This is a genomic window from Streptococcus sp. FDAARGOS_520, from assembly GCF_003812685.1.
Lineage (GTDB): Bacteria > Bacillota > Bacilli > Lactobacillales > Streptococcaceae > Streptococcus > Streptococcus agalactiae.
The window spans coordinates 640,874-654,929 of sequence record NZ_CP033810.1 but is presented as its reverse complement, the minus strand read 5'-3'; the positions used below and the strand labels follow the sequence as shown (position 1 = coordinate 654,929).

Annotated in this window: 10 protein-coding genes; all 10 read left to right on the top strand. The window is 36.4% G+C overall.

Features of this window, described 5'->3' with window-relative positions; translation table 11 throughout:
* Positions 1-35: 35 nt before the first annotated feature.
* The 10 genes from EGX96_RS03400 to EGX96_RS03355 all read left to right on the top strand — a co-directional run bounded on the left by EGX96_RS03400 (position 36) and on the right by EGX96_RS03355 (position 13,793).
* Complete coding sequence (locus EGX96_RS03400) at positions 36-1,019, top strand: LacI family DNA-binding transcriptional regulator (RefSeq protein WP_000462134.1); 984 nt, start codon at positions 36-38, stop codon at positions 1,017-1,019.
* Positions 1,020-1,253: 234 nt separating this feature from the next.
* Entirely contained in the window at positions 1,254-2,273 is a 1,020-nt protein-coding gene (locus tag EGX96_RS03395) for a hypothetical protein (protein WP_000700534.1), read from the top strand.
* An 18-nt stretch (positions 2,274-2,291) separates the two neighbouring features.
* Positions 2,292-3,248, top strand: a complete 957-nt coding sequence (locus tag EGX96_RS03390; RefSeq protein ID WP_000358398.1) for an NAD(P)-dependent oxidoreductase — start codon at positions 2,292-2,294, stop codon at positions 3,246-3,248.
* Positions 3,249-3,345: 97 nt separating this feature from the next.
* Entirely contained in the window at positions 3,346-4,797 is a 1,452-nt protein-coding gene (locus EGX96_RS03385; protein WP_000888344.1) for a PTS galactitol transporter subunit IIC, read from the top strand.
* A 21-nt stretch (positions 4,798-4,818) separates the two neighbouring features.
* Positions 4,819-5,808, top strand: coding sequence for an amidohydrolase family protein (locus EGX96_RS03380; protein WP_000717730.1), 990 nt, complete (start codon positions 4,819-4,821; stop codon positions 5,806-5,808).
* Between the two features lie 65 nt (positions 5,809-5,873).
* Positions 5,874-7,391, top strand: coding sequence for an FGGY-family carbohydrate kinase (locus EGX96_RS03375; protein WP_000222918.1), 1,518 nt, complete (start codon positions 5,874-5,876; stop codon positions 7,389-7,391).
* A gap of 19 nt (positions 7,392-7,410) precedes the next feature.
* Entirely contained in the window at positions 7,411-8,172 is a 762-nt protein-coding gene (locus EGX96_RS03370) for a hypothetical protein (protein ID WP_000806822.1), read from the top strand.
* 65 nt (positions 8,173-8,237) lie between these two features.
* Positions 8,238-9,917, top strand: coding sequence for a BglG family transcription antiterminator (locus EGX96_RS03365; protein ID WP_000584681.1), 1,680 nt, complete (start codon positions 8,238-8,240; stop codon positions 9,915-9,917).
* A gap of 316 nt (positions 9,918-10,233) precedes the next feature.
* Positions 10,234-11,325 carry an L-ascorbate 6-phosphate lactonase gene (ulaG, locus tag EGX96_RS03360; RefSeq protein ID WP_001134214.1) on the top strand — a complete coding sequence of 364 codons (1,092 nt, stop codon included), beginning with the start codon at positions 10,234-10,236 and terminating at the stop codon, positions 11,323-11,325.
* Between the two features lie 89 nt (positions 11,326-11,414).
* Positions 11,415-13,793: a phosphoketolase family protein gene (locus tag EGX96_RS03355; protein WP_001288399.1), complete on the top strand. Its 2,379-nt coding sequence runs from the start codon at positions 11,415-11,417 to the stop codon at positions 13,791-13,793.
* The last annotated feature ends 263 nt before the right edge of the window (positions 13,794-14,056 follow it).

Below are 14,056 nucleotides of genomic sequence, written 5' to 3'. Positions count from 1 at the left end.
GATAAATTAAGTCTAATTAGAATAAGGAAATAGAGATGTTTGAGAAGGTAACCATTAGTGATATTGCAAATTTAGTAGGTGTGTCAAAAGCTACAGTTTCCTATTATCTCAATGGGAACTATAAGAAAATGTCTCTGCAAACGAAAGAAAAAATACGTTTAGCTATTAAGGAGACTGGTTATCAACCAAGTAAGATTGCTCAAAGTTTAGTTACAAAAAATACCCGTACTATTGGGGTCGTTATTGCTGATATTACTAATCCCTTTATTTCGTCTGTGATGAAGGGAATACATGATACTTGTCAACAATTTGGTTACTCGGTTAACTTTACTAACTCGGATAATGATATTGACATTGAGTTGGAAAATTTAAACCGTTTAAATCAGCAAAACGTTTCAGGAATTATTTTAGATTCTGTAGATCCTAATCATTCATTTATAGAAACTTTGAGTAATGATCGTCTTGTCATGGTTGATAGACAAGCTAAAGATATTAAAGTAGATACTGTAGCATCCGACAATAAAGAATCGACTCAAATATTTCTTGAAAAAATGCAAGAAGCTGGGTATCATGACATCTATTTTGTCACTTATCCCATTGAAGGGATTTCAACCCGTGAGCTTCGTTACGAAGGTTTTAAAGAAGTGGTCAGTTCAAATCCTGATAAGTTGATTATTATCACTGAAGATGGTAGTACACAGAGAATTCTTGATATCATTGAACATTCAGAGCAAAAACCAGGGTTCTTAATGATGAACGGTCCAACTCTTTTGAATTTTATGAAAAAATTAAATCAATCAACGGTCAGCTACCCTGAGGATTATGGTCTTGGGAGTTATGAAGATTTAGAATGGATGCAGGTGCTTACACCAAACGTTTCCTGTATAAAACAGGATTCATATGGCATTGGTTGCCTGGCTGCCCAATGTTTAATTGAAAAAATTAGTCAAGGAAACGAACCAACTACTGCAAGGTTACTAGAAGTAAAAAATCAAATCGTTATTCGTCAATCTTTTTAAAAATGTTTGCGAGAGCAAGCATTTTTTTATAAAAAAGCAAAAAACACTATGTAAACGCTTGCTTTTATAGAAAATGATAGTATAATAGAATTATAAATGAGTTAACCGTTTAACTTAAGAATAGGTAAGCTTTTAACGAACCATCTCTAACTCTCTTAACTCAAATGTTTTTATTTTTTTGCACCATTAGTTAAACGGTTAACTCAAGTTTTATCTTCACCAAAGGAGGATAGAATGAAGATTAATAAATTATTGTCAGACAGACTTGAAGCTTGTTATTCAGTTTGTCGTTTGCAAAATCAAGACTATGATTTTTTATTAGTAGCTTCAGAGGTTGACCAAGCCTGCTTTGCTTATGATTTGAATAGCGATTTAGCAAAAATTGTTGTTTGGGAAGATGTGGGAGGTACCATGAGTATTATTCCAATTCCCGGAACCATGGATTTTTTGGCAACCCAGAAATTTTACCCAGGGTTTAAGGCCAAAGATTGTCAGGTTGTTTATGCAAGTTTTCAAGGAGATCATTGGGACATTTGTAACGCATTTGATTTTCCGTATTTACATCGCTTTGATCTCATTAAAGGTAAAGAAAATCAACTTTACTTTATAGGTTGTACAATTGCTAACAGTAAAGCCCACACTGAGGATTGGAGTGATAAAGGCCGAATTTTTGTTGCTCGTTTTAATACTCAAAACCATACATTGGAAGGATTGCAACAATTGCCTCAAACTTTATTAAAAAATCATGGATACTATGCCATTCAGGATGAAGGATATTCATTGATTACTTCAGTAGAAGGGGTATTCAAACTCACTTATCCAGAATTTTCTACTACAGGCGACTGGCAATTAGAACGGCTTTTCGATGAGGAGACAAGCGATGTGGTGAAAGTGGATATTAATCAGGATGGCAAGGATGAGTATGTGATTATCCAAGGTTTTCATGGAGATCGTTTACGCATCTTCACTGAAGATTTCGGTCGAGAATTATTCCATTATCCAGAAAAAACACCATTTGGTCATGCTATTTGGAGTGGTCGTTTACTTAATCAGACTTGTTTTGTATTCGGGTGGCGATCAGAAAAAGCAGAATTAAGGCTTTTTCACTTTGTAGATGGGCACTTGGTTTCAGAATTAGTAGATGCAAAAGCAGCTTCTAGTAATGTCTTAGCTTTTGAAAAAGATGGAAAAGCTTATCTTTTCTCAGCCAATAACGGACGTGGCGAAGTTGCTCTTTATCAATTAGTAAAATAAATTTAAGAAGGAGACAATATGGACAAGAAAAAAATCTTAGTAACGGGTATTGTGCCTAAAGAAGGTCTAAGAAAGCTTATGGATCGATTTGATGTTACTTATTCAGAAGATCGCCCATTTTCACGTGACTATGTGTTAGAGCATTTATCTGAATATGACGGATGGTTACTCATGGGACAAAAAGGCGATAAAGAGATGATTGATGCAGGTGAAAACTTACAAATTATTTCTTTAAATGCGGTTGGTTTTGATCATGTAGATACTGCGTATGCTAAAGAAAAAGGAATTATAGTCTCTAATTCCCCTCAAGCAGTACGAGTTCCGACAGCGGAAATGACTTTTGCTTTAATTTTAGCTGCCAGTAAGCGCCTTGCATTTTATGATAGTATTGTAAGAAGTGGAGAGTGGATTGATCCGAGCGAACAACGTTATCAAGGTTTGACTTTGCAAGGTTCAACATTAGGTATTTACGGAATGGGACGCATCGGTTTGACAGTCGCAAATTTTGCTAAAGCATTTGGGATGACTGTTGTTTACAATGATGTTTATCGACTTCCTGAAGATAAGGAAAAAGAGCTTGGTGTAACCTATCTCGAATTTGATCAGCTTATTAAAACAGCTGATGTCATAACCATCCACGCCCCAGCATTACCATCAACAATCCACAAATTCAATAAAGATGTTTTTGCTAAGATGAAAAATCGAAGCTACTTAATCAACGCTGCTAGAGGCCCAATCGTTTCTGAAGAAGCACTTATTGAAGCACTGAAAGAAGGTGAAATCGCGGGTGCGGGATTAGATGTTTTTGAGAATGAACCACAGGTATCTGAAGGATTGAGAAGCCTTGATAATGTTATCATGAGTCCACATGCTGGGACAGGTACTATTGAGGGACGTAGAACTTTGGCTGAAGAAGCAGCTGACAACATCATTGCCTTCTTTGATGGCAAGCCACAAAATATTGTCAATAAATAATTGGCTAGTGAGCGCAGAGCCATCTTTTGAAAAAATGGGACCTCCCATTTTTTTACGGGTAAATGTAAGCGCTTAATAATTTAATAAAGGTGAACTTATGCTAGAAGCTTTACATAAATTCTTTGAAGTCTTTGGTGCAGCAACTGTTGTACCCGCTATGATTTTTATTGTCAGCCTTTTTCTAAAGGTCAATCCAAGGCGAGCTTTCTTTAGCGCCTTACGAGCTGGTGTTGGACTCACAGGCTTTGGTTGGATTATATCAGCTTTTGCTCCTATGGTGACTAAGTATATCCAGCAGATGGTTAAAACTACTGGTCTCCATTTACCAATTGTAGATATTGGTTGGCAGGCTGGTTCTCTCACCGCCTTTTCTTCTGAGATTGGCCTCTCTTTCTTTGTTTTTGGCTTGCTAATTGAATTGGGGCTTTTCTTGCTTGGGATTACCCGAGTATTTGTCCCATCTAATCTTTGGAATAACTTTGGCTATATGATTTGGGGTACAATGGCCTATGCAGCAACAGGTAATTTTATATTGTCTTTCGCATTTATGGTTTTTGTCTTACTCTATTCATTAGTGATGTCAGAAGTATTGGCAGATCGATGGTCGGAGTATTACGGTGTTAAAAATGCAACGATCAACTCGATTCATAATATTGAAACCCTTATTCCAGCTCTTATTCTTGATCCTCTTTGGAACCTACTTGGTGTCAATAAGGTAAAGTTGAACCCAGAATCATTAAAGACTAAGTTAGGGATATTTGGTGAGCCAATGACACTTGGTTTTATACTTGGTGTGATTATTGGTGTATTAGGTAGTTTACGTAACCTTGCAAGTATTGATACTTGGGGAGGTATACTTGGTTTTGCAGTTGCTCTTGCAGCGGTTATGACTATTTTTCCTTTGATTACGGGGGTATTTGCTAGTGCTTTTGCTCCTCTTGCTGAAGCAGTTGAACGCAATAAGAAAAAAGAAAGTCAAGCTGAGCAAGGAGCACTGGATAAAAAACGTTGGTTTATTGCAGTTGATGACGGTGTTGGTTTTGGTGAACCAGCAACTATTATCGCAGGTCTCATTTTAGTACCAATAATGGTTGTTATTTCCTTGATTTTACCTGGAAATGAAGCTTTACCAGTCGTTGACCTTATTGCTATCCCTTTTATGATTGAAGCTATGATAGCTGTGTCAAAAGGAAATATTCTTAAAGCTATTTTGAATGGAATCATATGGTTTTCACTAGGTCTTTATGCTGCTAGTGCCCTAGGTCCAATCTACACAGAAGCTGTTAAGCATTTTGGAACTGCTTTACCAGCAGGGGTAACTTTGATTATGAGCTTTAATCTCCTAGCTCATCCTTTGACAGCTCTAGTCTTCTTTGCTTGGATATCTGGGAACCCACTCTATATTGGTGTGACAGTTGTTATCTATCTTGCTTTCTTGTTCTTGCTTCGTACTCATCGTGAATCTATTTACGCATACCTTAAAACTATGGCTGATAAGAATAGCGGATATGAAGGTAGTTGTGAAAAAATCTTTATTGCTGAAGATTAAAAATCTGTTGGAGGAATACTCATGAAAAAAATTGATGGACATGCTCATATTGTTGATACAATTGCAGGATTTAATGGTAAAGGACGTCTTAATGCCCTTGGAAACGGTTATGCTATTTGGGATGATGGTGATTTAATTAAGCTCATCCCAGACGAATACGGTGACAAAGCATTTACAGCTGAAGCTTTTTTGAAGTATATGGATGCTAATGGTGTAGATAAAGCAGTCATTTTGCAAGGTCATCTTAATGGTTATCAAAATTATTATACGCATTTAGCTATTAAACGTTATCCAGAACGTTTTACAGGCGCATTCTCTGTTGATCCATTTGCAGATAACGCAATGCAAATTGTAAAACGTCATGTTGAAGTCCTTGGTTTTCGAGCTATTAAATTTGAAATTAGTCAAGGAGGGGGTATCCATGGATACCGTGGACAAAAAACGCCTTTCCGTCTTGATACAGACCCACATGTGAGTCGTATTTTGACTTATCTGTTAGACTATCCAGGATTTGTAGTTACAGTTGATTATGGCAATTGGGATCAAATTAGTCACCAACCTGATGCTATTGCTAATTTAGCTCGCCTTTATACGAGTCTCGATTTTGTTGTTTGTCACCTCTCTTTTCCACATGTTGAGCATTCAAATCGATTGCGTGCTGAACTTAATATGTGGAAAAACTTCAACAATATCTATACTGATATTTCAGCTATTCAAGATATTGATGCCCCAGATAGTTTTCCTTTTCCAAAATCAGAACAAAATGTACGTATTGCTAAAGAAGTTCTTGGGGCTAAGCGTATCATTTGGGGAACTGATTCTCCATGGTCAGCGACCTTCAATACTTACGAAGAATTAGCTACTTGGCTAGAGAATGTTGATATTTTCAGTCAAGAGGAACTAGAAGATGTTATGTACAATAATGCTGAGCGTGTTTACTTTAAAGAAGAACATGTAAAGGCTAACAGAGCAGGTATAGATGATACAACCAAAGAGCTCAATCTCTATTAGAAGAGTTTTCAAGGTACAAGAGTTTCTTGTACCTCCTTTTTAAATCAACAATGAGGAGACAAATTATGACTTATTACCTTAGTATTGACTACGGCGGTACAAATACCAAGGCGCTTATTTTTGACAAATTAGGACACCAAATCGCTGTTTCGAGTTTTGAAACTTTAAAAAATGAGACTCAATCTGGTCATCGTCAAGTAAACCTTGTTAAAACGTGGAATGCTATAACTTCTGCTATTAGAGAGGTTATTCAAATCTCAAAACTCAGCCCTGAGCAGATTAGTGCAGTAGCATGTATTGGACATGGGAAAGGTCTTTATCTGCTAGATAATAAGTTGGAGCCACTTGAACAAGGAATTTTGTCTACAGATAATCGTGCCAAAGATTTGGCGCAATATTTCGAATCTAAACTTGATAATATTTGGGAGTTGACTCGGCAACATATTTTCCCTTCACAAAGTCCAGTTATTTTACGTTGGCTTAAAGATTATCAGCCCGAAACCTATAAATCAATAGGGGCGGTCCTTTCTGCAAAGGACTTTATTCGGTATAAGCTTACAGGAAAAGTACAGCAAGAATATGGTGACGCTTCAGGTAATCATTGGATAAATTTCCAAACAGGAACTTATGATCCAGCTATTTTAGATTTTTTTGGCATTAGAGAGATAGAAAACTCACTTCCTGAACTTATAGATAGTGCAGATTTAGTTCCTGGGGGAATTAGTTCTCAAGCAGCAAAAGAGACTGGTCTTGTAGAAGGGACCCCCGTTGTTGGAGGGCTCTTTGACATCGATGCTTGTGCTCTTGGATCAGGTGTTTTAGAGTCAGATACTTTTAGTGTTATTTCGGGAACTTGGAATATTAATACATATCCAAGTTTAAAACCAGCAAAGCAAGATAGTGGTCTTATGACTTCCTATTTTCCAGATCGTCGTTATCTCTTAGAGGCAAGTAGCCCTACTTCTGCAGGGAATCTTAATTTTATGTTAAAAATGCTCATGCATCAAGAAATTGATAACGCTAAATCTAGTGGAGGTTCTATCTATGATAATTTAGAAGAATTTCTCACTCATACTGATGCTACACATCATGGACTTATTTTCTTTCCGTTTCTTTACGGTAGTAACACATCACAAGATGCTAGCGCTTGCTTTTTTGGGCTAACAACTAAATCGACGAAATCTCAGATGATACGTGCGGTATATGAAGGTATTGCGTTTGCACATAAGCAGCATATCACTGATTTAATAAAAAGTAGGGGCAGTGTGCCAAAAATAATTCGTTTCTCTGGCGGAGCTACCAACTCACCAGCATGGATGCAAATGTTTTCTGATATCTTAAACTTTCCTATTGAAACAGTAGAAGGCACAGAATTAGGAGGGTTAGGAGGAGCTATTTTAGCACGTCATGCTTTAGATAAGATTTCGTTAAAGGAAGCAGTCCAAGATATGGTTCGTGTAAAAGCTATTTATAAACCTCAATTATCCGAAGTAAAGGGGTACAAAAAAAAATATCACGCTTACCAAAAATTATTAGAAACACTGGATCCTATTTGGTCGGAACTCGGTCATCTGAATAAGTAGGGATATCAAAGGAGTTGTTATGAAACAAGAAGATATTATTATCAATAGTATTGTATTCAAAAAACAGTTAGACAAAGGTTTTACACAAGTTCAGCTCATTAAGTTAGTAAAGGATTTAGGATTTTCACGATTTGAGATACGTCAAGAATTGCTTCAAGATCCAGATAGAGAGCTACCCGCTTTAAAAGCAGAGGCTGACTTTTATGATATCAATCTTTACTATAGTGCTAATGAAGACCTTATCAAAGGAGGGAAAGTTAATCCTTATCTTAATAAAGGCCTTAAAGAAGCATCACAGTTAGGAGCTCCTTTCATTAAGCTAAATGTTGGACAAACCAGAAACTTAAGTAAAGAAGAGTTAGAACCTCTTAAAGAGATATTGAAAAGCCAAACTATTGGTATAAAGGTGGAAAATAATCAAGACCCTAAAGCAGCTACAGTGGAGAATTGCCAATATTTTATGACTCTAGTGAAAGAATTACAAATACCAATAAGTTTTGTTTTTGATACTGCTAATTGGGCCTTTATCAACCAAGACCTATACCAAGCGGTAAATAACTTAGCTTGTGATACCACCTACCTTCACTGTAAAAATTTTATACAGGTAGCTGGAAAGCCCCACCTCTCGAAGAGCCTCTTCGAAGGAGAGATTAATCTGACTGATTTGTTAAAGAGTTTCTCTAATTGTGAGTATCTAGCTCTAGAATACCCCACAGAGTTGGAGATATTAAAAAGGGATGTTCAACGTTTAATCTCTATCAGTAATAGTCAAAACTTTTAATGAAAAGGCTTTAAAAAGATGTTATAATAAGTCTGTATGAATTCGAGTAGAAAAGAGGTATATTCTTGATTATTCTCGATAAAAAAAGTTATGACCTCCTCTTTTACCTATTGAAATTAGAGGAACCTGAAACAGTTATGGCAATTGCCAACGCACTTAATCAGTCTAGACGTAAAGTGTATTATCACTTAGAGAAGATAAACGATGCACTGCCTAGCGATGTGCCTCAGATTGTTAGTTATCCACGTGTAGGAATCTTGCTAACAGAAAAACAAAAAGCAGCCTGTCGTCTTTTATTAGATGAAGTGACTGATTATAGTTACGTCATGAAAAGTAGTGAGAGGTTGCAGCTGTCTTTAGTATCTATCGTAGTAGCTAAGGACCGCGTAACGATTGATAGGTTGATGCAACTAAACGATGTTTCTCGAAATACTATCTTAAACGATTTAAACGAATTAAGAAGTGAGTTAGCAGAGAAAGAATATAATTTACAGTTACAATCAACAAAATGTCGTGGTTATTTTTTAGATGGTCACCCATTGTCCATTATCCAGTACTTATATAAGCTCTTAGATGATATCTACCATAATGGAAGTAGTAGTTTTATAGACCTTTTTAATCATAAACTGTCTCAAGCTTTTGGTGCCAGCACTTATTTTTCTAAAGAGGTTCTTGATTATTTTCATCATTATCTCTTCATTTCTCAACGAAGTCTAGGTAAGAAAATCAACAGTCAAGATGGTCAGTTTATGATTCAGATTTTGCCTTTTATACTAATGGCTTATCGTAAGATGCGATTAAGTCCTGAAGTACAGACCTCTCTTAATAGTGATTTTAGCTTGGTTTGGCAACGTAAGGAATATGAGATTGCTAAAGAGTTGGCTGATGAGCTGGAAGAAAATTTTCAGTTATCACTGGATGAGATTGAAGTGGGACTAGTAGCCATGCTTATGCTTAGTTTCCGCAAGGACCGTGACAATCATTTAGAGAGCCAGGATTATGATGATATGCGAGCTACTCTAACCAGTTTTTTGAAAGAATTGGAAGAACGATATCACCTTCACTTTGTTCATAAAAAGGACTTACTAAGACAACTTCTTACTCACTGCAAGGCACTCTTATATCGTAAACGTTATGGTATTTTTTCTGTTAATCCTTTAACAGAGCATATTAAAGACAAATATGAAGAACTTTTTGCCATAACCTCGTCTTCTGTAAAGCTTTTAGAGAAAGCTTGGCAAATCAAATTGACCGATGATGATGTAGCATATCTAACGATTCATTTAGGAGGGGAACTTCGTAATAGTCAACAATCTCCTAATAAACTTAAGTTAGTTATTGTATCTGATGAAGGAATAGCGATTCAGAAACTTCTTTTAAAGCAATGTCAACGCTACTTAACAAATAGTGATATAGAAGCTGTTTTTACAACCGAACAGTATCAAAGTGTGAGTGATCTTATGCATGTAGATATGGTTGTCTCTACTAGTGATGCTTTAGAATCTCGTTTTCCGATGTTAGTAGTTCACCCTGTTTTGACAGATGATGATATTATTCGCTTGATTCGCTTTTCTAAAAAAGGTAACTGTGCAAATAGTAATCAATTTACCAATGAACTTGAAAAAACAATTGCTCAATATGTCAAGGAAGATAGTGAACGCTACGTGCTGAAATCTAAGATTGAGAAACTTATTCATCAAGAATTGCTCCAAGACGTCCTTCCCCTTCAAAGTACAGTTTGTTAAAATATAATTTTATGGTAGCCTCTCAGCTTTTCTGAAGACAGAAAAAGAAGCTGGGGCTTTTTTGGTGCTTTTAAACAATGTGCTAGATATTTAATCGCAATGAGTTCCTCTATGACATGATAATTAAAGTTGAGAAAGCTAGTACTTTTAATGGGAGTACTTTTTATTTGTGCTTATTTTAATTAAAATTATGAGTCTAATTTGGAACAGACAGCCCAGTTTTGAACACATAAATGTGTGACACTTGGTCTTTTTTTCAAAAGTATTTGAACTTATACTAGTAGATGTAAGAAACAATTAATCAGGAGGAAATAAAATGCCTAACGTTAAAGATATTACTAGAGAATCATGGATTTTATCAACATTCCCAGAATGGGGTACATGGCTAAACGAAGAAATTGAAGAAGAAGTTGTTGCTGAGGGCAACTTTGCAATGTGGTGGTTAGGAAACTGTGGTGTTTGGATTAAAACACCAGGTGGTGCTAATGTTGTTATGGACCTATGGTCAAACCGCGGTAAATCAACAAAAAAAGTAAAAGATATGGTTCGTGGACACCAAATGGCTAATATGGCAGGTGTTCGTAAACTCCAACCAAACTTACGCGCACAACCAATGGTTATTGATCCATTTGCTATTAATGAATTGGATTACTATCTTGTTTCACATTTCCACAGTGACCACATTGATATCAACACTGCGGCAGCCATTATTAATAATCCTAACTTAGACCATGTTAAATTTGTTGGGCCATATGAATGTGGTGAAATTTGGAAAAAATGGGGAGTTCCAGAAGAACGAATCATCGTGATTAAACCAGGTGAATCATTTGAGTTTAAAGATATCAAAGTTACTGCTGTTGAATCATTTGACCGTACTTGCTTGGTGACACTTCCAGTAGATGGTGCAGAAGAACATGATGGAGAACTTGCTGGTTTAGCCGTGACTGATGAAGAAATGGCTCGTAAAGCAGTTAACTATATTTTTGAAACACCAGGTGGAACAATCTATCATGGAGCTGACTCACATTTTTCAAATTATTTTGCTAAACATGGTAAAGACTACAAGATTGACGTAGCTATTAACAACTATGGTGATAACCCAGTTGGTATTCAGGATAAAATGACTTCAATCGATCTTCTTCGTATGGCAGAAAATCTCCGTGCCAAAGTCATTATTCCTGTACACTACGATATCTGGTCTAACTTCATGGCTTCTACAGACGAAATCTTACAATTGTGGAAAATGCGTAAAGAACGCCTTCAATATGACTTCCATCCATTTATTTGGGAAGTTGGAGGTAAATACACTTATCCACAAGATAAAGATAGAATTGAATACCATCACCCACGTGGTTTTGATGATTGCTTCGAACAAGAATCAAATATTCAATTTAAAGCACTTCTATAATGGCTAATGAGAGACTGTATGTCGCATGATATGCAGTTTTTCAATTTTAAAATATGTTACTAAAATCACAATTAAGATTAGGAGAAATAATGTCAGAATTTGATACAAAATCATATTTAGAAAAACTTGATGCATGGTGGAGAGCAGCTAATTATATTTCTGCAGCACAAATGTATCTAAAGGATAACCCTCTCTTGAGACGAGAGCTGGTTGAAAACGACTTAAAGGTTCATCCAATTGGTCACTGGGGCACTGTACCTGGACAAAATTTTATCTATGCTCACTTAAATCGCGCTATTAATAAATACGATTTAGACATGTTCTATATTGAAGGTCCAGGTCATGGTGGTCAAGTTATGGTATCTAATTCATATTTAGATGGTTCATATACTGAATTAAACCCAAATATTGAGCAAACAGAGGATGGCTTTAAGCAGTTATGTAAAATCTTCTCTTTCCCATGTGGAATTGCATCCCATGCTGCACCAGAAACACCAGGGTCAATTCATGAAGGCGGTGAACTTGGTTACGCACTTTCTCATGCGACAGGTGCCATCCTAGACAATCCAGATGTTATTGCTGCGACTGTTATTGGTGATGGTGAAGGTGAAACAGGACCACTTATGGCTGGTTGGCTATCTAATACCTTTATCAATCCAGTAAATGATGGTGCTGTTCTACCAATCTTCTATTTAAATGGTGGTAAAATCCATAACCCAACTATCTTTGAACGTAAGACAGATGAAGAATTATCTCAGTTTTTTGAAGGATTAGGTTGGAAACCTATTTTTGCAGATGTTGTTGAACTCTCTGAGGATCATGCGGCTGCTCATGCTTTGTTTGCAGAAAAATTAGATCAAGCTATTCAAGAGATTAAAACCATTCAATCAGAAGCACGACAAAAACCAGCAGAAGAAGCTATCCAAGCAAAATTCCCTGTCTTAGTTGCACGTATTCCTAAGGGTTGGACTGGTCCAAAAGCTTGGGAAGGAACACCAATTGAAGGTGGCTTCCGCGCTCACCAAGTACCAATTCCAGTAGATGCCCACCATATGGAACATGTTGATTCTCTTTTGTCATGGCTTCAATCATACCGTCCAGAAGAATTATTTGATGAAAATGGTAAAATCGTTGATGAGATTGCTGCTATTTCACCAAAAGGTGATCGTCGCATGTCCATGAATCCAATAACCAATGCTGGTATTGTTAAAGCAATGGATACAGCAGATTGGAAGAAATTTGCTCTTGATATTAATGTTCCAGGTCAAATTATGGCACAAGATATGATTGAATTTGGAAAATATGCAGCAGATTTGGTAGATGCTAATCCAGATAATTTCCGTATTTTTGGTCCAGATGAAACGAAATCAAATCGTCTTCAAGAAGTGTTTACACGTACTAGCCGTCAATGGCTTGGTCGTCGTAAACCAGATTATGACGAAGCTTTAAGTCCAGCTGGACGTGTTATTGATTCCCAATTGTCTGAACACCAAGCAGAAGGTTTCTTAGAAGGTTATGTTTTAACTGGTCGTCACGGCTTCTTTGCTTCATACGAATCATTCCTTCGCGTTGTAGATTCAATGGTAACACAACATTTCAAATGGTTACGTAAATCAAAAACACACACAACATGGCGTAAAAATTATCCAGCGCTTAACCTAATTGCAGCTTCAACTGTTTTCCAACAAGATCATAATGGTTATACTCACCAAGATCCAGGTATTTTAACTCATTTAGCTGAAAAAACACCTGAATACATTCGTGAATATTTACCAGCAGATACTAACTCACTTCTAGCTGTTATGGATAAAGCGTTTAAAGCTGAAGATAAAATTAATTTAATTGTGACATCTAAGCACCCTCGTCCACAATTTTACTCTATTGCTGAAGCAGAAGAGTTAGTGGCAGAAGGATATAAGGTGATTGACTGGGCTTCAAATGTGTCGCTTAATCAAGAGCCAGATGTTGTCTTTGCTGCGGCGGGAACAGAACCTAACTTAGAAGCTTTGGCAGCTATTAGCATTCTTCATAAGGCTTTCCCAGAACTTAAGATTAGATTTGTTAATGTATTAGACATCCTAAAACTTCGTCATCCTTCACAAGATGCTCGCGGTTTATCAGATGAAGAGTTTAACAAAGTCTTTACCACAGATAAACCTGTTATTTTTGCTTTCCATGGTTATGAAGATATGATTCGAGATATTTTCTTTAGTCGTCACAATCATAATTTGCATACGCATGGTTACCGTGAAAATGGTGACATCACAACACCATTTGATATGCGCGTGATGTCAGAATTGGACCGATTCCATCTGGCACAGGATGCAGCTCTTGCTTCTTTAGGAAATAAAGCACAAGCCTTCAGTGATGAAATGAATCAAATGGTTGCTTATCACAAAGACTATATTCGTGAACACGGAGACGATATTCCAGAAGTACAAAATTGGAAATGGGAAAATATCAAGTAGTCACTTTTTTCAGGCCTATACTTACAAACAAAAACACTTTTAGATTTTTTCTAAGGGTGTTTTGTTATTTTATAGAAGAATGACCGCTTTTTCAAAAGTATTAAGTGGTCACTTTTAAAGTTGTAATATTAATACTAATAAGTCTTTAAATAATTCAATAATGCCATAACAATAATGGTGTGGGCTAATTAAAATATCTCTAAGCAAAGGTGTTGACATAAAGAGACCATACATGATATTATAGTTATGTTCTGTTTCGGCAG